The organism is Micromonospora sp. NPDC053740 (assembly GCF_040677775.1).
Taxonomy (GTDB): Bacteria; Actinomycetota; Actinomycetes; order Mycobacteriales; family Micromonosporaceae; genus Micromonospora; species Micromonospora alfalfae.
This window is the reverse complement of the sequence record NZ_JBFASO010000008.1, coordinates 167,365-189,983: the sequence shown is the minus strand read 5'-3', so window position 1 is coordinate 189,983 and position 22,619 is coordinate 167,365. Positions and strand designations below refer to the sequence as shown.

The window sequence follows — 22,619 nt, the reverse complement described above, 5'->3', positions numbered from 1 at the left end:
CGAAAGTCGGGGCGTCCCGCGTGCGAGGACGCCCCGACCTCAAGGATCCCGCGTGGATTTCCTGAGTGGTGGGGGCGTGACCGGATGGTCGCGCCCCCACCGTCAGGTCAGCTGCGCGAGCAGGTTGCCCCGTTGAGCGAGAAGCTGCTCGGCGACGAGTACGACCCGCTCAGGGTGCCCTGGTAGCCGAAGCTGGCAGTGCCCCCGGGAGCGAGGGACCCGTTGTGGCCGACGTTGCGAGCGGTCACCGTCGACCCGCTCTGGCTCACAGTGGCGTTCCAGGCGTTGGTGACCTGCTGACCGCCGGGCAGGCTGTAGTTCAGCGTCCAACCGTTGATCGCGCTGGACCCGGTGTTGGTGATCTGCACGTCGGCGGTGAAGCCGTTGTTCCACGAGTTCGCCGTGTACTTCACCGCGCAGCTCGCGCCACCGCTGGGCGGCGGGGTCGTCGGGTTGGTGGGCGGCTGGCCGCCACCGTTGACGTTGGCCGAGAACGAGGTGACCGCGAGGCCGGCACCGCCCTGCCACGGCTCGAAGCCTGCCTGGATGCTGGTCAGGTACCAGGAGTTGGTGATCGCCCCCCGGTTGCGGGTGTCGTTGATGAAGTCCAGCACGCTGAAGTTCAGGCTGGAGATCGCCGACGACGCGACGTAGGAGATGACGTTGTTGGAGCCGTTGCTGCCCCGCCAGACCTCCCAGGTGCGGCCGGCCAGGTTCGTGGTGCCGACCACCGAGCCGATCGGCTGGATCGGACCCTGCCGGTTGAGCCAGATCATGATCTCCATCTGGTTCACGCCATCCCGCTTCGGCGACGGGTCCAGCCAGATGTCGTACGACGCGTTGTAGATGGCGCCGCTGACGTAGCGGTAGGAGATGCTGCTGGTGGCGCTGCTGATCTGGCTCACCTGGATCGGCAGGTTCGTGCCGGGGGAGCAGTTGGTGTAGTGGCAACCGAAGAACACCGAGGGGTACGCGGTGGGCGCCCCGTTGGTGGGGCTGCTGCCGTTCAGGGTGGTGATCTCGAAGCCGTTGTTGGTGGCGTTGATGCACTGCTGGGCGGTGGTGCCCCAGCGGTTGTTCTGCACCACGTAGCGGCCCTGGATGACTGTCGAGCCGTACTGTTCGCAGATCTGGGTGTCGGCGGAGGCGCTGCCGCCGAGGGCTACTGCCACCAGCGAACTGGCGACCAGCAACCCGGCGGCGGCCAGGGCCCGAAGTTGACGTTTCATGACACTCCTCGACTCGGCGCGTGCCGGGCGCCGGATGTGGTGGGGCGGTGCGGGAGCGCTCCCACGCTCAACGACACATTTACATGTCTGAAACTGACGCGCAACCGTCCGGGTCGAACTGGTGAATTGTGAGGATTGCCTCGTCCCGCCGGACGGCTGGCCGCTGACGGCCAGCCAAGCGACGCGGGTCGCCGACGAGTGGCAGGGTGCGGGCCGATTGGGCCTGGTGTGCGTCGATCGCTCCGAGTAGCGTGTTGCCTCCAACGCGTGCCGCTCCCCCTCCGGAGGCGTACACCACCATGGGTGGCTCCCCCCTGCGCATCCTCGTCGTCGGCGCGGGCATCGCCGGTCTGGCCGTAGCCCGGGCGCTGCGCCTGGCGGGCTTCCGGCCCGACGTCACCGACAAGCTGCCACCGGGGGAGTCCACCGAGACCGGTCTCTACCTGCCCGGCAACGCCGCCCGCGCACTGCACCGGCTGGACCTGCACGACCCGGTCCGGCCGACCGGGCAGGTGATCCACCGGCAGCGGTTCTTCGACGCCGCGGGCGCGCAACTCTGCGAGGTCGACCTCGACGCACTCTGGGCCGGCGTCGGCGAGTGTCGGGCGCTGCCCCGGGCCGACCTGCACCGGGTGCTGCTCAGCGGCGCCGGCGGCGCCGTCCGGCACGGCGCCGAGGTCCGCACCCTGGACCTCCTTCCGGGCGCTGTCGGCGTCACCTTCACCGACGGCACCACCACGGAGTACGACCTGGTCATCGGCGCCGACGGGCCACGCTCCTCGGTCCGTGCGCTGGCCGCGCTCGGTGGTCCGCCGCGTCCGGTCGGGCAGGTGGTCTACCGGGCCGTCCTGCGCGACGGCCCGCCGGTCACCGAGTGGACCGCACTGCTCGGCCAGCGCTCCGGGTTCCTGATGGTGCCGATCGGTGCCGGGCGGCTGCACCTCTACGCCGACGAGGCCGGCACCGAGGAACCGGCCGACCCCCTCGCGCGGCTGCGGGACCTCTTCGCCGACTACCGCGGCCCGGTGCCAGAGGTGCTGGCGGCCCTCGACGAGGTGCACGTCGGGACCACCGACGAGGTGGAGTTGGGTCGCTGGTTCCGGGGGCGTGTCCTGCTGGTCGGCGACGCCGCGCACGCCACCGCGCCGACGCTGTCGCAGGGTGCGGCCATGGCCTTGGAGGACGCCGTGGTGCTGGCCGAGTCGCTGCGCGCCGCCAACAGCGTGGAGGCGGCGCTGGTGGCGTACGAAAGCCGTCGCCGTCCGCGTACCCGATGGGTGCGGGACCGGACCCGGGACCGCAACCGCACCAGGGACGTCCCGCCGGCGCTGCGCGACCCACTGCTGCGCGGACGCGGCGACCGGATCTTCGGGGAGCACTACCGGCTCCTGCTCGGCCCGCTGTAGGCCCGTAGTAGATCGTGTCACGCCACCCCACGCGGCGCTGCGACCTGCCGGGGACTATCCTCCTTGCGGATGACGGCCCGCCGATAACCAGCGTGTGCCGAGCGGGACAACCGAGAACCGGAGGCCACTCGTGACCACCGTCGCACCCAAGCCGGTCGTGACCCGGCCCTGGCCGGTCCGGGAGCCGGTCAAGGGGTCGGCCATCGCGCGGCTGCTGCGAACCACGGACGCGAAGCAAATCGGGATCATGTACATGATCACCGCGTTCGCGTTCTTCATGATCGGTGGCCTGATGGCTCTGGTCATGCGTGCTGAGCTGGCCCGACCCGGGCTGCAGTTCCTGTCGCCCGAGCAGTACAACCAGCTCTTCACGATGCACGGCACGATCATGTTGCTGTTCTTCGCGACACCGATCGTGTTCGCGTTCGCGAACTACATCGTGCCGATCCAGATCGGCGCGCCTGACGTCTCCTTCCCCCGACTGAACAGCTTCGCCTACTGGCTGTACCTGTTCGGCGGAACGATGGCGACCGCCGGATTCATCACCCCGGGTGGCGCCGCTGACTTCGGCTGGTTCGCGTACGCGCCGCTGAGCAGCGTCGAGCACTCGCCGGGCGTCGGCGCCAACATGTGGATCATGGGTCTGGCCATCTCCGGCCTGGGCACGATCCTCGGTGCCGTGAACATGATCACCACGGTGCTGACCCTGCGCGCGCCCGGCATGACCATGTTCCGGATGCCGATCTTCACGTGGAACATCCTGGTCACCAGCCTCCTGGTGATCCTGGTCTTCCCGCTGCTGGCCGCCGCGCTCTTCGCGCTCGCCGCGGACCGCATCCTCGGCGCGCACGTGTACGACCCGGCAACAGGTGGGCCGATGCTCTGGCAGCACCTGTTCTGGTTCTTCGGGCACCCCGAGGTCTACATCGTGGCGTTGCCGTTCTTCGGCATCATCAGCGAGATCATCCCGGTCTTCTCCCGCAAGCCGATCTTCGGCTACAAGGGCCTGGTGGCCGCCACCATCTCCATCGCGGCGCTGTCGATGAGCGTCTGGGCGCACCACATGTTCGCCACCGGTCAGGTGCTGCTGCCGTTCTTCAGCTTCCTGAGCTACCTGATCGCCGTGCCGACCGGTATGAAGTTCTTCAACTGGATCGGCACCATGTGGCGGGGCCAGATCAGCTTCGAGACGCCCATGCTCTGGTCGGTCGGCTTCCTGGTCACGTTCCTCTTCGGTGGTCTCACCGGTGTGCTGCTGGCCAGCCCGCCGATCGACTTCCACGTGTCGGACTCGTACTTCGTGGTGGCGCACTTCCACTACGTGCTCTTCGGCACCATCGTGTTCGCGGTCTTCGCGGGCATCTACTTCTGGTTCCCGAAGATGTTCGGCCGGATGCTCGACGAGCGCCTGGGCAAGGTGCACTTCTGGCTCACCATGATCGGCTTCCACACCACGTTCCTGGTGCAGCACTGGCTCGGCAACGAGGGCATGCCCCGTCGGTACGCCGACTACCTGCCCGGCGACGGCTTCACCACGCTGAACACGATCTCTACGATCGGCGCGTTCATCACTGGTATCTCCACGCTGCCGTTCATCTACAACTGCTGGAAGTCGTACAAGACCGGCCCGGTGGTCGAGGTGAACGACCCCTGGGGTCACGGCAACTCGCTGGAGTGGGCGACCAGCAGCCCGCCGCCGCTGCGCAACTTCGACCGGATGCCGCGGATCCGCTCCGAGCGGCCGGCGTTCGACGCGAAGTTCCCGGAGCTGGCGGCCGGTGGCCAGAGCCTGGCCGGCCCGCCGGAGGGTGGCGCCAAGCCGCTCACCAGCGAGTCGGACGGCGGAGCCAGCTACCGCGAGGACACCGCGAGCGACGTCGACCGGCACTGACGCTCACGCTCAGCAGTACGACGGGCGCCGCCCCCGGGACACCGGGAGCGGCGCCCGTCGCCATGTCCAGCCCATTGCCACTCTCGCCATCTCGCCATCTCGCCTCGTTCCGGCCGCTCCACGCGGCTTGCCAGCGGCTTGTCCACACGACGTGCCCGCCCTTGGTTGGGCGGGGGTTTGGTTCGGCCTGGTCCTGGCTGGGTGTGGCCTTGGTTGGGCGGGGTTTCGGTTCGGCGCGGTCCTGGCTGGGTGTGGCCTTGGTTGGGCGGGGTTTCGGTTCGGCCTGGTCCTGGCCGGGCGTGCCCTTGGCTCGGCGCGGCTGGGCCTCGGGGCTATCTCCCTGATGAGCCTGATGTCTGTGAGTCATCACGATGACTCACAGACATCAGGCTCATCAGCATGATGCTGCCCGCGCGGACGGACCCCGCGCGGACGGACCCCGCGCGGACGGACCCCGCGCGGACGGACCCCGCGCGGCGGAGGGACCCCGCGACCCCGCGCAGCGGACCACCGCGCAGGCCGCTCCCCGCCGCAGGTCGGTCTCGCGTGCCGTCGCCGCGGTCGGACAGCGCAACGCGGAGACCGGCAAGGGACGCCGACCTTCAGCTTCGCTGCGTCGTAGCGGTCGTAGCGGTCGTAGCGGTCGTAGCGGTCGTAGCGGTCGTAGCGGTTGTAACGGTCGTCAGTGGGCGGCGGAGGTGAGGTCGGCCTCGGCGGGCGGCGGGGTGGCCGCGTCAGCGATGCGGCGGCGGCGCAGCTCGATCGGCAGCACCACCAGGGTGACCAGCGCGCCGAGCGCTCCGGTCACCACGAAGCCCCAGGGTGGCGCGCTGGCGTCGATCACCGCGCCGGCGAGCGGCGCGCCGATCGCGATGCCGACGGTGACCGCGGAGCCGTGCAGACCCATCGCCTCACCGCGTACCTCGGCCGGAGCCAGGCGGCTGACCGCGTCCGAGCCGGCCGCGATGGTCGGCGCGCAGAGAGCGCCAGCGGGGATCAGCGCCAGGCACAGCAGCCACCAGTGCGCACCGCCCAGCCCCACCGGAATGGTGCACAGGGCCAGCGCGGCGGTCAGCGCCAGCGGGGAGAACGAGCGGTGCACGGCGCCGTAGGCGAAACCGCCGGCCAGCGAGGCGACCGCCCAGATGGCCAGGACCGCGCCGGTCCAGCCGACCTCGCCGCTGGCCCGCAGGACGGCGACCACCGCCACGTCGGTGCCCCCGAGCACCAGGGTCGCCGCGGCGCTGAGCGCCAGGACGGCGAGCAGTCGGGGGGTCAGCCACTCCCGGCGCGGCACGCGGCGTTGTGGGCCGGTGGGCTCGGTAGCCTCCCGGATCGGTGGGTTGACCACCCACAGTGCGATCCCGGCGGCGACGATGCCGCCGCCGACCAGGTACATGGTGGTCTGCGCGGAGATCGCGGTGACCAGGGCCACCGCCAACGCCGGGCCGATCATGAAGGACAGCTCCACCGACATCGAGTCCAGCGCGTAGGCGGGGCGGCGTTGGTCCTCGGGGACCAGCGCGGCGATCGACTGACGGACCACGGAGAAGATGGGCAGGGCCAGGGAGCCGGCCACGAACGCTGCTGGCAGGAGCACGGGGTACGCCAGCGACGGCGCGGTGGACCAGAAGATCGCCTCGGCGATCGCGGTGAGCACGAGGACCGGGCGCAGTCCACGCCGGTCCACGAGTCGGCCGAGCAGCGGCCCGCCGATCGCCGCGCCCACGGTGACCGCCGCACCCACCAGCCCGGCCGCCCCGTAGCCCCGATCAAGATCGAGCACCACGTGGAAGGTCAGCGTCACCCCGGTCGCGGTGAGCGGGATGCGGGCGAGGACGGCAACCAGTAGCAGCGACCGCAGGCCGGGCAGGGCGAGCGCCCGCCGGTAAGGCTTCATGTTCACGTGGGTCCGTACCTCCGGCGACATCCTTGACCGGCGGCGGCCCCTGGGCCAACCAATTAGCAGCTCATGCGGCCCTGATCACAGGCTGGCCGTGCATGATCACCCCGGCGCCCTCCATCGCGCGTAGGGCCACGTCGGTGGTCGCCGGTGCGACGGCGGCGGTCAACTCCAGCAGCACTGTGGTGGCGAAACCCTCCCGGGCGGCGTCCAGCGCGGTAGCCCGGACGCAGTGGTCCGTGGCGATGCCGACCACGTCGACCCGGTCCACGTCGCGCCGACGCAGCCAGTCGGCCAGGCACTCGCCGTCGTCGGCATGGCCCTCGAAACCGGAGTACGCCGCCGCGTGCTCGCCCTTGTGGAAGATCGCCTCGACCCTGGCGGTGTCCAGTTCCCTGTGGAACTCCGAACCGCTGGTGCCGACCACGCAGTGCCGGGGCCAGGACTCCACGAAGTCCGGCGGATCGCCGAAGTGGGCACCCGGGTCGACGTGGTAGTCCTTGGTGGCGACCACGTGCGTCCACCGGTCCGGCTCGGCGGCGAGTAACCGGGAGATGCCGGCGGCCACCCCTGCGCCGCCGGCGACGGCCAGCGAGCCGCCCTCGCAGAAGTCGTTCTGCACGTCCACGATGATCAGCGCGTTGGCCATCGGGGGGTTTCCTCTCTCCGCACTGTCGGGGTGGCGCTCGGGGATGAACTCAACCAGCGGGTACGACGGTGACCGGCACCGCCGGGTCGCCGGCCGAGAGCTTCAGTCCCTCCCACGGGATGGAGATCAGGCACTCTCGCAGGTGCTCCCGTGACTCGTCGAGGGTGGGCAGCGGCACCGACTCACCGGCGACCACGTACGACTGCTGGAGCAGGCGGTCGTTGGGCTGCCGGTCGGGAACGCCCTGCGGAACGATGACCTCCTCGGTGGCGGTGCCGGTCGGCTTGTGCCGACGGACCGCGACCTTCCGGCCGCCGATGGTGGCCTTGTGCTCGGAGCGCTTCACCACCGGCCGGCCCTCGACCTCGACCAGTTTGTAGACCAGCCCGGCGGTCGGTGCCCCGGAGCCGGTGACCACGGCCGTGCCGGCGCCGTACATGTCCACCGGTTCGGCGGCCAGTGCGGCGATGGCGTACTCGTCCAGGTCACCGGAAACGATGATCTTGGTCTCGGTGGCGCCCAGCGAGTCGAGCAACTCCCGGGACTGCTGAGCGATCACCGCGAGGTCGCCGGAGTCGATCCGTACCGCCCGCAGGTCCGGCCCGGCCACAGCGATGGCGTTGCGGATGCCCTGGCTGATGTCGTACGTGTCGACCAGCAGCGTGGTGTCCTTGCCCAGCGTGGCGACCTGTGAGGCGAACGCCGCCCGCTCGTCGTCGTGCAGCAGGGTGAACGCGTGCGCTGCCGTGCCCGCCGTCGGAATGCCGTAGCGCGCGCCGGCGGCGAGGTTCGACGTGAACCGGAACCCGGCCAGGTACGCGGACCGCGCCGCGGCCACCGCCGCCTCCTCGTGTGCCCGGCGCGACCCCATCTCGATCAGCGTTCGGCCCCGCGCCGCTGTCACCATCCGGGCCGCCGCGGCGGCCACCGCGCAGTCGTGGTTGAGCACGGACAGCGCCAGCGTCTCCAGCACCACACACTCGGCGAAGCCGCCGGAGACGGTGAGGATCGGTGAACCGGGGAAGAACAGTTCACCCTCGGCGTACCCGTCGATGTCGCCGGTGAAGCGGTAGTCGGTGAGCCACGCTGCCGCCGCCTCGTCGACCACCCCGGTCCGCAGAAGGAACTCCACCTCGCTGGGGTCGAACCGGAAGTCGCGGATCAGCTCGATCAGCCGGGCCGTCCCGGCGACCACGCCGTACCGGCGGCCGCTGGGCAGCCGGCGGCTGAACACCTCGAAGACACACCGGCGGTCGGCGGTGCCGTCCTTCAGTGCCGCGCTGACCATCGTCAGCTCGTAGTGGTCGGTCAGGAGCGCGGGGCGGTGGATGCTCACCGCCCCAGCCTAAGGTTCAGCTCGGGTCGCCGCCGTCGTGGCCCGGGATCGAGCGCAGCGCCGCCCACAGTTCGGTCCGCCCGGTGACGCCGAGCTTGGCGTAGATCCGCTGGAGGTGGTTCTCCACTGTGCGCGCCGACAGGTAGAGCCGTTCGGCGATGGCCCGGCTGGGAGCGCCGTGCGCGGCGAGGCGCGCCACCTGCCACTCCCGCTCGGTGAGCACCGGCGCACCGGCCTGGAGCGCCGGCGTCCGGATCAGGTCACAGCGCCCGAGCAGCCCGGCGAGGCGCTCCCGGGCGTCGTTGGCGGCAGCCGGGTGCTCCCGGCGCAGCCGCTGGACGGCCTGGGAGGTGGCCTCGGCCGCGTACACGGTCAACTCCAGGGCGGCGTAGTCGTCGGCGACCGCGAGCAGATCGGTGGGGGAGTCGGTCACCGCGGCGCGGGCGTGACGGGCCAGCAGTGGCGGGAGCACCCCGTCGACCCGCTCGGAGAGCTCGGCGAGGCGCTGCGCGACGGTGCGTCGACCACCGTCGGAGCAGGTGGGGCCGACTGCCATGCCCGCCTGGTCGAGTCGGACGAGGTCGTGCAGGACATGCACCTCGTGCCCGGCGAAGCCATCCGAGCGCAGCCGGTCCACCAGGTCACCGAGGTGCTTGACAGCGCCAGGCAGGTCGCCCGAGGCGGCGAGCGCCGCGCCCCGGGCCTGATCCAGCCACGGGTAGAGCACCGCCATGCCCGGCGCGTGGGTGCGGTCGGCTTCGGCCATCGCCGCGACCGCCTGCGCGGCGTCACCGCGCAGCGCCGCCGCCTGGGCGCGTTCGGCTTGAGCCAGACCGGCGTAGACCCGACTCGTGGCCAGCACCGCGCAGGCGCCCAGGGAGGTACGCATGGCCGCGTCGCTCTGCCCGCGCAGCCGGGCCGCGTACGCCTGGAGGATGGCCAGGTAGCCGGTGCCGAGGCGGAAGTCGCCGGCACCGGCGAGGTCGGCGAACTCGTCGGCCACGATCGCGTCGATCCCGGCCAGGTCGCCGGTGAGCATGAGCCGGGTGCCTCGGGCCAGCTCCAGGGCCAACTGGAGGTACGGCATGTCGGTGCGCCAGTTCGCCGCGGCCGAGTGCACCTGGGCGATGGCCGTACCGCTGCGGGTCAGCTCGCCCTGCGCGGCCTGGACGTACGCGATGGTGGAACGGGCCAGCTCGCGGGCGGCGACGCCGGCCGCCGGCCGGTCCAGGACACGTCGGCTGAGCTGCACCGCGGTGTCAGTGTCCAGTCGGTGCAGGCGCATGATCGCCTCGAAGGCGTGCACCCGGGACCGGTCGGCGGAGTCGCTGAGCTGCTCGACCCGGCCGGCGATCTCCTCCACCGTGGACTCCTGGCTCAGCCCCCAGTAGCTGACCATGCCGCGTACGGTCAGCCAGCGGCAGAGTCGCCGCTCGTCGCCGGGCTCGGGGGTTACCGCGTCGAGGACGTCGATCGCCTCGTCGGGCCGGTCGGCGAACATCAGGATGGTGGCCAGCAACTCCGCCGCGTCGTAGCCGCCGTCGGCGTGCAGCGCGGCTCGCGCCAGGCGGGTCGCCAGCGGCACGTCGTAGCGGGTGAACGCCTGCACCGCGGCGTCCAGCAGCAGAGCCGGGTCCTGCGCGGTGCCCGAGTCGAGTCGCCAGACGGCCACCCGCAACAGGTCGTCGCGTCGGCGTTTGCCGACCTGTTCGAGCAGCTCGGCGAGGTGTGCCTGAAGCCGGCGGGTGCGGCTGACCGGGCACCGACGGCGCATCACCTCGCCGTAGAGCGGGTGCGCCAACCTGACGTTGGTGCGCCGGTCGTGCTGAATGACGGTGATCAGCCCGCGTTCCTCGGCGGTCTCCACGTCCGACTGCTCGGCGGCCTGCCTGAGGAGGTGCAGGCCCAGTGGTTCGCCGAACGCGACCAGCTCGACGACCGCGCGGACGCCGTCGGTGAGCTTGCCGACCCGGGTGTCGATGAGGTCGGTCAGGTTGGGGGCCAGTTCCAGTCGCCCGGTCCACTTCCAGATCCCGTACGTGCGCTTCAACTCGGCGCTGCCGTTGGCGGCGTGCACCAGCTCGCGCAGCAGCAGCGGGTTGCCGGCCGACAGGCGGCCGAGCCGGTCGGCGGAGCCGGCGTCGACAGGGCCGCCCAGGATCGCGGCCAGCAGGTCGGTGGTCGCCTCCTGCGGCATCGGGGTCAGCTCGACGTGCTCGACGAGGTCGTCGGTCCAGAGTGCGCGGATCGGCAGCGGGATCTGCTCGCCGTCGCGCAGGGTGCCGAGGACTGTGGCGTTCTCGGCGCGGGCGACCAGATGCACAAGTGCGGCCGAGGGCGGATCGAGCAGGTGGGCATCGTCGATGGCGAGCACGATCCGCCGGCCGGCCGCCTGCTGTTGCAGCACGTTGAGCGCCCAGCGCAGGATGCCGGCGGGGGAGAGGCCCTGGGGCTGCTCGGCGGGGAGGACCTGGACCAGCCCACCGAATGGCAGCGCCGCGGTGGTGGCGCTGGCGGCGATGGACCAGATCGCGAACCGGTCGGTGGGCAACATGCCCACACCCTCGCGCAGCAGGCGACTCTTGCCGATGCCAGCGCTGCCACTGAAGAAGAGCCCGCGGCCGGCCTCACCGGTCACCGCCTCCAGCAGGCGGTTGAGCTCATCCGTGCGGCCGACGAACTCCCATCGACTCATTCGCGCAGCATATCGACCGGAATCCGTCCGCGCCCGTACCGTCACCGTGCGAAGTTGAGTAATCGCACAATTACCGGTGAGTATTCGAGGTGTTCCGCCCGGTCGCCAGCCCGCACGTAGTCTTCCGACATCCGGGTTTCGTACCGGAACTTTTCGCGACCGGACCTCTGGTCACCTGCAACGGGAGGCACCTGATGAAGCAGGGCCCTCTCCCCTCGGTCGATTCGCCGGACGACATGACCGGCCCAACTGATCTACCCACCTGCGGCCCCCTCCCCACTCGGGTCGGCGTGTCCGGCGCCGCCCCGGACGAGCCGCTCGGTGTGGTCGCCGTCGGCCCGGCCGGTGCCGAGCGGCGTGCCGTGCTCGCCACACTGCTCGGGCTCGACCCGGTCATGCTCACCGTGCCGGCGGGCAGCTGGTTGGTGGTACGCGACGCCAAGGTGCCCACCCGGGCGGCGTTCGTGCCCGGTTACCGCCAGCCGCACTCGTACGGCGCGGACCGGGATGCCGCCGGTCCGGCGTTGGCCCGCCCGCCCCGGCGTGTCGAGCTGAGCGTGCCCGAGCCGCTGCTGCGGCACTTCACCCTGATCGACGTTCCGGACACCGCCACCCTTGGCGTGTCCGGCACCCGGGTGCTCCTCGAAGCGGCGGGCCGAGCCGGCGCGCTGCTCTTCGTGATCGCTGCCGACCAGGCGTTCACCGCCGCCGAGTTGAACCTGCTCGCCGAAGTCGCCCCGACCTCGGTGGAGGTCGTCTTCGCGGTCACCCCCGGCACGTCGGGGTGGGCTCCGCCGACCGACGGTACGGCGACTACGGAGGGCGCGGGGGCGTCCGTCCCGCCGGTCGTGGGTGCGGAGACCGAGGTGGATGCGGTAGCGGTGACGGTGGAGGCACATCGGGCGGCTCTCCTGGCCGCGGTGCCGGCGCTGGCCGGTGCGCGGTGGTTCCCGGTCGACGGTGCGGGCACCGCCTCCGATCTGCGGCGGGCGCTGGTGGGTTGGGCGTCGCGTGAGGGGTTGCGGCGGGCCAGCGTCGACCCGCCGGTCCTGCCGGGCCAGCAGGACCGCGTCGCCGTGGCCGCGGATCCGGGTGACTGGTCCGAGCGGCTCGACCGCCACGCCCGTTCGTGTGCGCAGCGGATCCGCCAGCACCTCGCCCTGGAGTTGGCGAACATCCACCTTCGGGCCGTTCAGGAGATCGTGTTCGGAGTCGGCTGTGCCGGCCTACCGGATCTCCTCGACCGGGAGATGGCGGCGTTGTCGTTGTTGGCCACCGCACAGTGCGATCAGGCGGTGCGCGGCATCATGACCGACGTCGCGTCCCAGGTGCTCGGCGCGCCGCCGGCCGAAGGCGTGCGCCGCCGGATCGCCCTCGCCGTGCAGTACGGCCTGTCCGATCACCGGCCCGGCCACGAACTGGACAAGGTGCTGTTGATCACCAGTACGGCCGGCGTGGCCGAGTTGACCGGCATGGAGGCGATCGACGCCGCCGCCAGCTATCCGGTGGCGTCCCGGGACGAGGTGCTCCCGCCGGTCGCGGTGGCGCTCTCCGGCGGGTGCTGGCAGCAGTGGCGTACGCCAGGCAACAGCGACCACAGCGCGGCGCGGGCCTGGTCCCAACGGGCGGTGCGCGAGGTCGAGTTGGGGTTGTCCAGGGAGATCTCCCGACGGTTCGAGGTGATCCGCCTCTCGCTGGGCGTGGTGCTCTCCGATGCAGTCGATCACGGCATTCTGCTCGCCTGACGGCGCGCCCACCGGTTGGTCCGGGTCCGTGCCGGACCCCACCTCCGATGGCGTCCGGGGTGGGTCGGGAGGGCCGGGGGTGGGTGATCCGCGCCGGGCCGGCGTTCCGGTTCCTCGGTTCCGGGAAACCGGTGGCACGATGGGGGGCATGGCGGCTCCGCAGGTTGCACCGGTCGAGACGCCGGACACTGACGAGGTGCCGGCGTCCGACCGGCAGTGGGTGACGATCGTGTGGGACGACCCGGTCAATCTGATGACGTACGTGACCTGGGTCTTCCAGAAGCTTTTCGGCTACAGCCGGGAGAGGGCCGAACAGCTGATGCTTGACGTGCACCACAAGGGCCGCGCCGTGGTCTCCACAGGTGCCCGCGAACGGATGGAGCACGACGCGTCGCAGCTGCACGCGTACGGGCTGTGGGCGACGGTGGACAGATCATGAGCATGTTCCATCGCCAGGCCGGTCACTACGTCGCCGTCTTCGCCGTCGACGAGGTGCGGGTGCTGCGCAAGGTCGCCTCCGAGGTGGTGGGTCTGCTCACCGACGGCTTCGACCACACCGACCCGGTGGTCGGTCGGCTCTTTCCGGCGGTCTACCCACAGGACGCTCCGGGCACTGCCGAGTTTCGCCGCTACACAGAGGGCGACCTGAAGACCGCGAAGATCGATCAGGCGGGTGCGATCCTGGCCGCGTTGCCGGACGAGGCCGGTGGCGAGGTGCGGCTGGACGCCGAGGCGGCCGAGGCGTGGTTGCGGGCACTGAACGACGCCCGGTTGGCGATGGGCGTCCGCCTGGAGATCAAGGACGGCACGGATCTGGGCGAGGAGTTGGACGACGCTGTCGCTGAGGACCCTGGTTCCAGCCGGGTGTTCCAGCTTTCGGTCTACGCCTATCTCGGGTATCTACAGGAGTCGCTGCTCAACGCCTTGATCGACTAGGGGTGACCGGCACCACTTCGGCCCGTGCCCCGCAGGCGTTAGGCTGGTGCACGTGCTGAGCATCGACCGGTCGATCATTGACGCGATCGTCGCCCACGCGCGCCGGGATCACCCTGACGAGGCGTGCGGCGTGGTCGCCGGTCCCGTCGGCAGCGACACCCCGACCCGGCACATCCCGATGGACAATGCCGCGCGGTCGATGACCTTCTACGAGTTCGACTCGATGGAGCACCTGCGCGTGTGGCGGGAGATGGACGACCGGGACGAGGAGCCCGTCGTCATCTACCACTCGCACACCGCCACCGAGGCGTACCCGTCGCGGACGGATGTCTCCTTCGCCGGTGAGCCGGGGGCGCACTACCTGCTCGTCTCGACCCGTGAGCCCGACTCGGAGGAGATCCGGTCGTTCCGGATCGTCGACGGCGTGGTCACCGAGGAGCCGGTCCGTGTCGTGGAGGCCGGTGTCGACCCGCACGCCGTCCAGTCCTACATGTTCGGGCAGAGCCCGGCGACGGTCGATTACGAGTGTTCCGACCGCTGACCTGTCAGCGCCGCAGCCATCTCGTCCCGTCACCGTAGGCACACCCGATCGAGGAGTTCCACATCATGGCCATTGAGGTTCGCATCCCCACCATCCTGCGCAGCTACACCGGCGGCGCCAAGGTCGTCGACGGCACTGGCGACACGCTCGCCGATCTGCTCACCGACCTGGATTCCCGGCACGGCGGTCTGCGCGGCCGGCTGATCACCGACGCGGGCACGCTGCACCGCTTCGTCAACGTCTACGTGAACGACGAGGACGTCCGCTTCCTCGGCGCGCTCGACGCGAAGCTCTCCGACGGCGACAGCGTCACCATCCTGCCGGCGGTGGCCGGCGGCGCGTTCGGCTTCGCCGCGGCAGCGGCGATCAGCTCGCACAGCGCGGCGGCGGCGGCGATCAGCTCGCACAACATCAGCCCGCAGAGTGCCGCCGACGCGGTGGCCCGCGACGCCGTCGCGGCTCGCTGAGGTCGGCCGCCATGGCGCGGTACGACAGCCTGCTCGACGCCTGCGGGGGTACGCCGCTGGTCGGCCTGCCCCGGCTCTCCCCGACGGTGCCCGACGGGGCCCCTCCGGTGCGGCTCTGGGCCAAGCTGGAGGATCGCAACCCCACCGGCAGCATCAAGGACCGCGCGGCGCTGTTCATGGTCCGGGCGGCGGAGGAGGCTGGCCGGCTCCGCCCGGGTGACACCATCCTTGAGCCGACGAGTGGCAACACCGGCATCTCGTTGGCAATGGTGGCGAAGCTGCGCGGCTACCGGGTGGTCTGCGTGATGCCGGAGAATGTCTCCACCGAGCGGGTGCAACTGCTCCGGATGTACGGGGCCGAGATCATCTTCTCGCCGGCGGCGGGTGGTTCCAACCAGGCGGTCGCCACGGCGAAGCAGATCGCCGTCGAGCACCCGGACTGGGTGATGCTCTACCAGTACGGCAACGAGGCCAACGCCCGGGCGCACTACGAGACGACCGGGCCGGAGCTGCTGCACGATCTGCCCAGCATCACGCACTTCGTGGCCGGGCTGGGCACCACCGGCACCCTGATGGGCACCGGGCGTTACCTGCGGGAAAAGGTCGAGGGCATCCAGATCGTGGCCGCCGAGCCGCGCTACGGCGAGTTGGTCTACGGCCTGCGCAACATCGACGAGGGGTACGTTCCGGAGCTCTACGACGCCTCGGTGCTTTCCCGGCGGTTCTCGGTGGGCACCCGGGACGCGGTGTTGCGCACCCGCCAGCTGGTGGAGGTGGAGGGCATCTTCGCCGGGTTCTCCACCGGTGCGATCCTGCACGCCGCGCTGGCGGTGGCGCACGAGGCGGTGCGCGACGGCCGGCGGGCCGATGTGGCCTTCGTGGTCTGCGACGGCGGGTGGAAGTACCTGTCCACCGGCGCGTACGGCGGCACGCTCGCCGATGCCGAGGACGCCCTGGAGGGGCAGCTCTGGGCCTGACCGATCTGGTCTGCCGATTACGGGCCGTCGACATTCGTCGACGGCCCGCGCGCTTCCCGACGGACCGCGAGCGGGTGTCACGTTCGTGACAACTTCCGTTGGATGATTCTTGCTGCCGGGTGCGCCAGCGTAGGCTGCGCAGCGTGGCGTACGCGTCGGTAGAGATCATGGCCGGGACCGTCACCGGCGCGGGTGCTACTGATAGTGACAGCGAGACCACTCGATGCGACTGACAGTTCTGGGAAGCGCCGGCAGTTTCCCTGGCCCCGAGTCGCCCTGCTCGGCTTACCTCGTCGAGGCCGACGGCTTCCGGCTCCTGGTCGACTTCGGCTCGGGGTCGCTGTCAAGCCTCCAGCGGTACGCGGGGTTGCACGCCCCGGACGCCATCCTGCTGACCCATCTGCACTGTGACCACATGTTCGACGCCGTGCTGTACGTGGTGGTGCGCCGGTACGCCCCGGACGGCCCCTACCCGCCGCTGCCGGTGTACGCGCCCGCTGGCGCGCCGGACCGGCTCAGCGCCGCGTACGGCGACGACGGCTCGGTGGAGGACGTGTACCAGTTCTACGCGCTCCAGCCGGGCACCTTTCCGATCGGCCCGTTCGCCGTCACCGTCGACCGGGTCAACCATCCGGTCGAGACGTACGGTGTGCGGCTGGAGCACGACGGCCGTTCGCTGTGCTACTCGTCGGACACCGCGCCCTGTGAGGCGCTGCTGCGGCTGGCCCAGAACGCCGACGTGTTCCTCTGCGAGGCCAGTTACCTCGACGGCATGGACAACCCGCCGGATCTGCACCTGACCGGTCGGGAGGCCGGCGAGGCGGCGACCAAGGCCGCTGTGGGTCGGCTGCTGCTCACCCACCTGGTGCCGGCCTGGGGCAGCGAGGCGCACACGTTGGAGTCGGCCGCTTCCGCGTACGCCGGGCCGCTCGAGGTGGTCCGGCCCGGCGCCAGCTACGACGTCTGACGCAGCACGCCCGGTTCGCGAGGCCGGGCCACCGTCGCCGCTTGCTCGGTGTGCAACGGCGCGGGCGTTCCCCGGGGCACCGCGGGTGAGGTGGATCGCCGCACCGCATAGGGTGCAGGCATGGCGCGACCTGACGGGCGAGGGCCCTCTCAACTTCGACCGGTGACAGTGACCCGAGGCTGGAGCACCCATCCGGAGGGCTCGGTGCTCGTCGAGTTCGGCGGCACCCGGGTGCTCTGCACGGCGAGCGTCACCGAGGGGGTGCCCCGCTGGCGTAAGGGCTCCGGGCTCGGCTGGGTGACCGCCGAGTACGCGATGCTGCCCCGGGCCACGAACACCCGTTCCGACCGGGAAAGCGTCAAGGGTCGGGTCGGTGGCCGTACCCACGAGATCTCCCGGTTGATCGGCCGTAGTCTGCGGGCCAGCATCGACCTGAAGGCGCTCGGCGAGAACTCGATAGTGCTCGACTGCGACGTGCTCCAGGCCGACGGCGGCACCCGCACGGCAGCGATCACCGGCGCGTACGTCGCGTTGCACGACGCGGTGGGCTGGCTTGCCGCCCGCAAGTCGTTGGCCGGTAAGCCGGAGAAGGTGATGCACCGCTCGGTGGCGGCGGTCAGCGTGGGGATCATCGCCGGGGAGGCCCGGCTCGACCTCTGCTACGAGGAGGACGTCGCCGCCGAGGTCGACATGAACGTTGTCTGCACCGGCACTGGCGACTTCGTCGAGGTGCAGGGCACCGGCGAAGCGGGCGTGTTCGCCCGCGACCAGCTCGACGCCCTGCTCGACCTGGCCGTCGCCGGCTGCGCCGAGTTGGCCGAAGCCCAGCGGAAGGCTCTCGCGTGAGCACGAGGAAGCCTGCGAGCCCCGCAGTCGCGAACAAAGGTGTCTCAGCATGAACAAGGTCCTGCTCGCCACCCGTAACCGCAAGAAGCTGGTCGAGCTACAGCGGATTCTTGACGGCGCACTCGGCGCGCACCGGATCGCCCTGCTCGGGCTGGACGACGTCGAGCAGTACGCGGAGCTGCCGGAGACCGGCCTGACCTTCGGCGAGAACGCGCTGATCAAGGCGCGGGAGGGCTGCCGGCAGAGCGGGCTGCCGACCATCGCTGACGACTCCGGGCTCGCTGTCGACGCGCTCAACGGCATGCCGGGGGTGTTCAGCGCCCGCTGGTCCGGCCAGCACGGCGACGACCGGGCCAACCTTCAGTTGGTGCTGGACCAGATCGGCGACGTTCCGGACGGGCAGCGGGCCGCCTCGTTCGTCTGCACTGTGGCGTTGGTGCTGCCCGGCGGCAAGGAGCACCTGGTCGACGGCCGGCAGTCCGGGCGGGTGCTGCGGGCGCCGCGCGGTGACGGCGGGTTCGGCTACGACCCGATCTTCCTGGGCGACGGACAGGACCGGACCAACGCCGAGCTGACCCCGGCGGAGAAGGACGCCATCAGTCACCGGGGCAAGGCGTTGCGCGAGCTGGCCAAACTGATCGCCAAGGTGCTGCCGCCCGCCGCCTGACGGGCGCGAGGTGCTGCCGCCCGCCGTTTGACGGGCGCGAGGTGCTGCCGCCCGCCGCCTGACCCGCGGCGGACGACAGCGACCCGCTGGAGATCAGCCCAGCGGGCCGACCTCCTGTTCGATGGCGGCGCGCAACTCCGGCCCGGCGACGACGGCACGGGCCGCCTCCATCACCGGGGCGAGGAACACGTCCGGGCCGGGCTCGCCGGCTGCCGCACCGAGCGCGGCGACGGCCGCCCGACCGGCCGGGGACGGCTCCAGCGGGGCGCGCAGCTGGAGGCCGCGTACCCCGGCCAGCAGCTCCACGGCGAGCAGGCTGGTCAGGTTGTCCAGGACGGTGCGCAGCTTCTTGGCCGCCGCCCAGCCCATCGACACGTGGTCCTCCTGCATTCCGCTGGTGGGCAGCGAGTCCACCGAGGCGGGGGCGGCCAGTCGACGGTTCTCGGCGACGATCCCGGCCGCCGTGTACTGGGCGATCATCAGCCCGGAGTTGACCCCGGCGTCGGGGGAGAGGAACGCCGGCAGTTCCCGGGAGCGGGTGACGTCGAGCAGCCGGTCCACCCGCCGCTCGGCGATCGCGCCCACCTCGGCGGCGGCGATGGCGAGGAAGTCCGCGGCGAAGCCGAGCGGTGCGCCGTGGAAGTTTCCTGTCGACTCGACCCGGCCGTCCGGCAGCACCACCGGGTTGTCCACCACTGACACCAGCTCCCGGCCGGCGACGGTGCGGACGAAGTCCAGGGTGTCGCGGGCCGCGCCGGCCACCTGCGGCGCGCAGCGCATCGAGTACGCGTCCTGCACGGCGTGCGCCAGGTCGTCGCGGTGCGAGTCCATCACCCGGGAGTCCTGCAACAGGCGGTGGATGTTCGCCGCCGACGCCGCCTGACCGGGGTGTGGTCGGATCGCGTGCAGCTCGGGCAGGAACGGCCGCTCCGAGCCCAGCATCGCCTCGATGGCCAGCGCTGCCGTCACGTCGGCCATGGCGAACAGGTGCGCCGCGTCGTGGATGGCCAGCAGCAGCATGCCGAGCATGCCGTCGGTGCCGTTGATCAGGGCCAGCCCCTCCTTGGCGGCCAGCTCGATCGGCTTGAGCCCGGCGGCTGTCAACGCGTCTGCCGCGTCCTGCCGCTCACCGGCGGGGCCGAGCACCCAGCCCTCGCCGAGCAGCACCAGCGCGCAGTGCGCCAGCGGCGCCAGGTCACCGGAGGCGCCCAGCGAGCCGTGCTCCGGCACCCAGGGGGTGATGTCGTGGTTGAGCAGGTCGACAAGGGCTTCCGCCACCAGCGGCCGGACCCCGGATCGGCCCAGGGCGAGGGACCGGACCCGCAGCAGCATCATGGCCCGGACCACCTCGCGCGGCATCGGGGCGCCCACCCCAGCGGCGTGCGAGCGGATCAGCGCGTGTTGCAGCTCGGCCCGTCGCTCCGGTGCGATGAAGGTGTTGGCCAACGCGCCGAACCCGGTGGAGACCCCGTAGACGGGACGGCCCGACGACTCGATGCCGTCCACGATGGCCCTGCTGGTCGCCATCGCGTCGATGGTGGCCGGGGCGAGGACGACAGTGGCGGTGCCGCGGGCCACCGCGAACACGTCGTCGGCGGAGATCCCGGTGGGCTGGATGGTCACGTGCGTCATTGCGGAACTCCGTTGCGTATTACCTGGCGGATCAGGGGGACACCGGGCCGGTAGGCAAGGTGCAGGTGTGACGGCGCGTCGAGGATGACGAGGTCGGCCCGCGCGCCGGGGGTGAGGACACCGATGTCGTCGCGGCGCAGCGCCCGCGCGCCACCGGCGGTGGCGGCCCAGACCGCCTCCGCCGGTGTCATCCGCATCTCGCGGACCGCGAGGGCCACGCAGAACGGCATCGACGAGGTGTACGACGAACCGGGGTTGCAGTCCGTCGCCAGCGCCACAGTGACACCGGCGTCGAGCAGGCGACGGGCGTCCGGGTAGGGCGAGCGGGTGGAGAACTCCGCGCCGGGCAGCAGCGTCGCCACGGTGCGGGTGCCCGACCCGTCGCTGTGGGCGGTGTCGGCCAGCGCGGCCACGTCGGCGTCGCTCAGGTGGGTGCAGTGGTCGACGCTGGCCGCGTCCAGCTCCACGCCCAACCGCACCCCGGGGCCGGGGCCGAGCTGGTTGGCGTGCAGCCGTACGCCCAGCCCGGCGGCCCGGCCGCAGGCCAGGATGGCGCGGGCGTGGTCCACGTCGAAGGCGCCCCGCTCGCAGAACACGTCGATCCACTTCGCGTACGGAGCGGCGGCGGCCAGCATCGGCCCGCAGACCAGTCCCACGTAGTCGTCGGGGCGGTCGGCGTACTCGGCGGGCACCACGTGCGCGCCCAGGAAGGTGGTCTCGGTGCTGGTCTCGGCGGCGATCCGCAGTGAGCGGGCCTCGTCGGCGACGGTCAGGCCGTACCCACTCTTGATCTCCATGGTCGTGGTGCCCTGGCGCAGCGCCTCCCCACGCAGCCGGCGCACTGTGGCGCGCAGCTGTTCGTCCGTGGCGGCCCGGGTGGCACCGACTGTGGTCCGGATGCCGCCGCCGGTGTAGGGCTGACCAGCCATCCGGGCGGCGAACTCGGCGGCCCGATCCCCGGCGAAGACGAGGTGGGCGTGGCTGTCCACGAAACCGGGCAGCACGGCCGCCCCACCGGCGTCGATGTGATGGTCGGCGGCCGGCGCGTACGCGGACTGCCCGACCCAGACCACCCGGCCCTCCTCGACCAGCAGTGCGGCGTTGCGACGGATGCCGAGCGGGCCTTCGCCGGCACCGTTGGTGACCAGCTCCCCGATGTTGTCGACAAGCAGGCTGCCGCTCATGCGGGTGTCACCGCCTCGATCGCTGACGACAGTTCGGTCGGCACGTCGACGGTCAGGTGTCGGCCCTCGGCCACCACCACCCGGCCGTCCACCACCACCTGCTCGACGTCCGCCCCGCTCGCGGCGAAGAACACGCCCACCGGCGGCACCCCGGCGGTGCGGGCGCTGTCCAGGCGTACCGTCACCAGGTCGGCGCGGGCACCCACCGAGATCCTCCCGGCGTCGGCCCAGCCCAGCGCGGCGTGCCCGGCGACGCTGGCGGCGGTCAGCAGGTCGAGCGGCGCGAAGTGACCGCGACGGCGGGTGCGCAGCCGCTCGTCCAGCTCGACCGCCCGAGCCTCCTCGAACAGGTCGATCACGGCGTGGCTGTCGCTGCCGAGGCTCAACCGGATGCCCGCGTCGGCCATCAGCCGGGCGGGGCCGATGCCGTCGGCGAGGTCCCGTTCGGTGGTCGGGCAGAGGCACACCCCGGTCCGGCTGTCGGCGAGCAGTGACAGGTCCGCGCTGGTGGGGTGGGTGGCGTGGACGGCGGTGGTGTTCGGCCCGAGCACGCCGTGCTCGTTGAGCAGCGCGGTGGGGGAGCGCCCGTGCACGGCCCGGCACTCGTCGTTCTCGGCTGGCTGCTCGGAGAGGTGCACGTGCAGCGGCGCCTGCCGCTCCCGGGCCCAGTCGGCGACAGTGCGTAGCTGATCGGCCGGGACGGCCCGCACCGAGTGCACCGCCGCGCCGACCCGGACGTGCGGGTCCGTCGGTTGCAGCGCTGCCGCCCGCTCGGCCCAGCGGCCCGCGTCACCGTCACCGAAGCGGCGCTGCGGCCCGGCCAGGGGCCGGCCGTCCACACTGGAGGTCAGGTAGCAGGTGTCCAGCAGTGTGAGCCGGATCCCGGCGTGCGCGGCGGCCTCCACCAGCGCCGCGCCCATCGCGTTCGGGTCGTCGTACGCGCCGCCGTCCGGTCGGTGGTGCAGGTAGTGGAACTCGCCCACGCAGGTGATCCCGGCGAGCGCCATCTCGGCGTAGACGGCCCGGGCCAGCGCGAGGTAGGTGTCCGGGTCCAACCGGTCCGCGACGGCGTACATCTGGTCCCGCCAGGTCCAGAAGTCACCCCGCCCACCGTGGGTACGCCCGCGCAGCGCCCTGTGGAAGGCGTGCGAGTGCACATCGGACAGGCCCGGCAGGGTGAGGCCTGACAGTGGCACCGTGTCGGCGTACACCTCGACCCCGGCCGGTGGCCTGCTGCCGGGGGTCAGCGGCGTCACCGCCGTGATCCGGCCGTCCTCGACCTCGATCAGCACGTCGGGGGTGGGCTCGGCGTGCTCGGGCAGCCACGCGTACTCGGCCAGCCAGCGGGTGGTGGTCATGCCGCTCGCCTCCTTTGGAGCTGAATCGTCTGCGACATCAACGGCCGGGGTGACATCAGCCGCCAGGGTGACATCAGCCGCCGGGTTGACACCCGCGGCCGGGGTGACGCCGACAGTTGGGGCTCACCGGCTGATTCGTTTACGACATCAGCTCCAAAGGACGACAACAGGAGATGCCGCACCTCGCCAC

The 22,619-nt window shown here is 71.5% G+C and carries 19 protein-coding genes; 11 read left to right on the top strand and 8 right to left on the bottom strand.

Features of this window, described 5'->3' with window-relative positions:
* Positions 1 to 107: 107 nt before the first annotated feature.
* A complete protein-coding gene (locus tag AB0K35_RS21835; protein WP_238666483.1) occupies positions 108 to 1,229 on the bottom strand; it encodes a cellulose binding domain-containing protein in 1,122 nt (373 codons plus the stop codon).
* Between the two features lie 299 nt (positions 1,230 to 1,528).
* Between AB0K35_RS21835 and AB0K35_RS21830 the strand changes: the two genes are divergently transcribed.
* Positions 1,529 to 2,635, top strand: a complete 1,107-nt coding sequence (locus AB0K35_RS21830; protein ID WP_238666482.1) for an FAD-dependent monooxygenase — start codon at positions 1,529 to 1,531, stop codon at positions 2,633 to 2,635.
* 130 nt (positions 2,636 to 2,765) lie between these two features.
* Entirely contained in the window at positions 2,766 to 4,526 is a 1,761-nt protein-coding gene (gene ctaD, locus AB0K35_RS21825; RefSeq protein ID WP_238666481.1) for a cytochrome c oxidase subunit I, read from the top strand.
* Between the two features lie 682 nt (positions 4,527 to 5,208).
* Here ctaD and AB0K35_RS21820 read toward each other — a convergent pair.
* Genes AB0K35_RS21820 through AB0K35_RS21805 form a run of 4 tightly spaced genes read right to left on the bottom strand, consistent with a single transcriptional unit; the run spans position 5,209 to position 11,109 of the window.
* The gene (locus tag AB0K35_RS21820; protein ID WP_238666480.1) at positions 5,209 to 6,456 is read right to left on the bottom strand and encodes an MFS transporter; all 1,248 of its coding nucleotides are present in this window, start codon (positions 6,454 to 6,456) and stop codon (positions 5,209 to 5,211) included.
* Between the two features lie 40 nt (positions 6,457 to 6,496).
* Positions 6,497 to 7,078 carry an isochorismatase family protein gene (locus tag AB0K35_RS21815; RefSeq protein WP_238666479.1) on the bottom strand — a complete coding sequence of 194 codons (582 nt, stop codon included), beginning with the start codon at positions 7,076 to 7,078 and terminating at the stop codon, positions 6,497 to 6,499.
* Positions 7,079 to 7,127: 49 nt separating this feature from the next.
* The gene (locus AB0K35_RS21810; RefSeq protein WP_363887148.1) at positions 7,128 to 8,414 is read right to left on the bottom strand and encodes a nicotinate phosphoribosyltransferase; all 1,287 of its coding nucleotides are present in this window, start codon (positions 8,412 to 8,414) and stop codon (positions 7,128 to 7,130) included.
* A gap of 16 nt (positions 8,415 to 8,430) precedes the next feature.
* Positions 8,431 to 11,109: a LuxR family transcriptional regulator gene (locus tag AB0K35_RS21805; protein ID WP_238666477.1), complete on the bottom strand. Its 2,679-nt coding sequence runs from the start codon at positions 11,107 to 11,109 to the stop codon at positions 8,431 to 8,433.
* Between the two features lie 194 nt (positions 11,110 to 11,303).
* On the opposite strand from AB0K35_RS21805, the gene AB0K35_RS21800 reads away from it, so the two are divergent.
* From AB0K35_RS21800 to rdgB, 9 genes are all read left to right on the top strand, one after another.
* Positions 11,304 to 12,854, top strand: a complete 1,551-nt coding sequence (locus AB0K35_RS21800) for a hypothetical protein (protein ID WP_363887145.1) — start codon at positions 11,304 to 11,306, stop codon at positions 12,852 to 12,854.
* 148 nt (positions 12,855 to 13,002) lie between these two features.
* Positions 13,003 to 13,293 (top strand): ATP-dependent Clp protease adapter ClpS, encoded by a 291-nt coding sequence (gene clpS, locus AB0K35_RS21795; protein ID WP_088946433.1) that lies wholly within the window; start codon positions 13,003 to 13,005, stop codon positions 13,291 to 13,293.
* The gene (locus AB0K35_RS21790; RefSeq protein ID WP_210780952.1) at positions 13,290 to 13,790 is read left to right on the top strand and encodes a DUF2017 domain-containing protein; all 501 of its coding nucleotides are present in this window, start codon (positions 13,290 to 13,292) and stop codon (positions 13,788 to 13,790) included. The genes clpS and AB0K35_RS21790 overlap by 4 nt, the downstream gene beginning before the upstream one ends.
* A 52-nt stretch (positions 13,791 to 13,842) precedes the next feature.
* The gene (locus tag AB0K35_RS21785; protein WP_308193375.1) at positions 13,843 to 14,331 is read left to right on the top strand and encodes a M67 family metallopeptidase; all 489 of its coding nucleotides are present in this window, start codon (positions 13,843 to 13,845) and stop codon (positions 14,329 to 14,331) included.
* Positions 14,332 to 14,396: 65 nt separating this feature from the next.
* Positions 14,397 to 14,798, top strand: a complete 402-nt coding sequence (locus AB0K35_RS21780; protein ID WP_238666475.1) for a MoaD/ThiS family protein — start codon at positions 14,397 to 14,399, stop codon at positions 14,796 to 14,798.
* An 11-nt stretch (positions 14,799 to 14,809) separates the two neighbouring features.
* Positions 14,810 to 15,775, top strand: coding sequence for a cysteine synthase (locus tag AB0K35_RS21775; RefSeq protein ID WP_238666474.1), 966 nt, complete (start codon positions 14,810 to 14,812; stop codon positions 15,773 to 15,775).
* A gap of 223 nt (positions 15,776 to 15,998) precedes the next feature.
* A complete protein-coding gene (locus AB0K35_RS21770; protein WP_238666473.1) occupies positions 15,999 to 16,742 on the top strand; it encodes an MBL fold metallo-hydrolase in 744 nt (247 codons plus the stop codon).
* Positions 16,743 to 16,862: 120 nt separating this feature from the next.
* Entirely contained in the window at positions 16,863 to 17,588 is a 726-nt protein-coding gene (rph, locus tag AB0K35_RS21765) for a ribonuclease PH (RefSeq protein ID WP_238666472.1), read from the top strand.
* A 49-nt stretch (positions 17,589 to 17,637) separates the two neighbouring features.
* A complete protein-coding gene (gene rdgB, locus AB0K35_RS21760) occupies positions 17,638 to 18,255 on the top strand; it encodes an RdgB/HAM1 family non-canonical purine NTP pyrophosphatase (protein ID WP_363887141.1) in 618 nt (205 codons plus the stop codon).
* Between the two features lie 93 nt (positions 18,256 to 18,348).
* Here the strand turns inward: rdgB and hutH are convergent, their stop codons facing one another.
* Genes hutH through AB0K35_RS21745 form a run of 3 tightly spaced genes read right to left on the bottom strand, consistent with a single transcriptional unit; the run spans position 18,349 to position 22,429 of the window.
* Positions 18,349 to 19,887, bottom strand: coding sequence for a histidine ammonia-lyase (hutH, locus tag AB0K35_RS21755; protein ID WP_238666470.1), 1,539 nt, complete (start codon positions 19,885 to 19,887; stop codon positions 18,349 to 18,351).
* Positions 19,884 to 21,071 (bottom strand): imidazolonepropionase, encoded by a 1,188-nt coding sequence (gene hutI, locus AB0K35_RS21750; protein ID WP_238666469.1) that lies wholly within the window; start codon positions 21,069 to 21,071, stop codon positions 19,884 to 19,886. The genes hutH and hutI overlap by 4 nt, the downstream gene beginning before the upstream one ends.
* Positions 21,068 to 22,429 carry a formimidoylglutamate deiminase gene (locus AB0K35_RS21745; protein WP_363887137.1) on the bottom strand — a complete coding sequence of 454 codons (1,362 nt, stop codon included), beginning with the start codon at positions 22,427 to 22,429 and terminating at the stop codon, positions 21,068 to 21,070. The genes hutI and AB0K35_RS21745 overlap by 4 nt, the downstream gene beginning before the upstream one ends.
* Between the last annotated feature and the right edge of the window lie 190 nt (positions 22,430 to 22,619).

Excerpts from the sequence above, each read along its gene's own strand:
- AB0K35_RS21835 (WP_238666483.1), bottom strand. The coding sequence starts at position 1,229 with ATGAAACGTCAACTTCGGGCCCTGGCCGCCGCCGGGTTGCTGGTCGCC.
- AB0K35_RS21830 (WP_238666482.1), top strand. The coding sequence starts at position 1,529 with ATGGGTGGCTCCCCCCTGCGCATCCTCGTCGTCGGCGCGGGCATCGCC.
- AB0K35_RS21820 (WP_238666480.1), bottom strand. The coding sequence starts at position 6,456 with ATGTCGCCGGAGGTACGGACCCACGTGAACATGAAGCCTTACCGGCGG.
- AB0K35_RS21815 (WP_238666479.1), bottom strand. The coding sequence starts at position 7,078 with ATGGCCAACGCGCTGATCATCGTGGACGTGCAGAACGACTTCTGCGAG.
- AB0K35_RS21805 (WP_238666477.1), bottom strand. The coding sequence starts at position 11,109 with ATGAGTCGATGGGAGTTCGTCGGCCGCACGGATGAGCTCAACCGCCTG.
- AB0K35_RS21800 (WP_363887145.1), top strand. The coding sequence starts at position 11,304 with ATGAAGCAGGGCCCTCTCCCCTCGGTCGATTCGCCGGACGACATGACC.
- clpS (WP_088946433.1), top strand. The coding sequence starts at position 13,003 with ATGGCGGCTCCGCAGGTTGCACCGGTCGAGACGCCGGACACTGACGAG.
- AB0K35_RS21790 (WP_210780952.1), top strand. The coding sequence starts at position 13,290 with ATGAGCATGTTCCATCGCCAGGCCGGTCACTACGTCGCCGTCTTCGCC.
- AB0K35_RS21780 (WP_238666475.1), top strand. The coding sequence starts at position 14,397 with ATGGCCATTGAGGTTCGCATCCCCACCATCCTGCGCAGCTACACCGGC.
- AB0K35_RS21775 (WP_238666474.1), top strand. The coding sequence starts at position 14,810 with ATGGCGCGGTACGACAGCCTGCTCGACGCCTGCGGGGGTACGCCGCTG.
- AB0K35_RS21770 (WP_238666473.1), top strand. The coding sequence starts at position 15,999 with ATGCGACTGACAGTTCTGGGAAGCGCCGGCAGTTTCCCTGGCCCCGAG.
- rph (WP_238666472.1), top strand. The coding sequence starts at position 16,863 with ATGGCGCGACCTGACGGGCGAGGGCCCTCTCAACTTCGACCGGTGACA.
- rdgB (WP_363887141.1), top strand. The coding sequence starts at position 17,638 with ATGAACAAGGTCCTGCTCGCCACCCGTAACCGCAAGAAGCTGGTCGAG.
- hutH (WP_238666470.1), bottom strand. The coding sequence starts at position 19,887 with ATGACGCACGTGACCATCCAGCCCACCGGGATCTCCGCCGACGACGTG.
- hutI (WP_238666469.1), bottom strand. The coding sequence starts at position 21,071 with ATGAGCGGCAGCCTGCTTGTCGACAACATCGGGGAGCTGGTCACCAAC.
- AB0K35_RS21745 (WP_363887137.1), bottom strand. The coding sequence starts at position 22,429 with ATGACCACCACCCGCTGGCTGGCCGAGTACGCGTGGCTGCCCGAGCAC.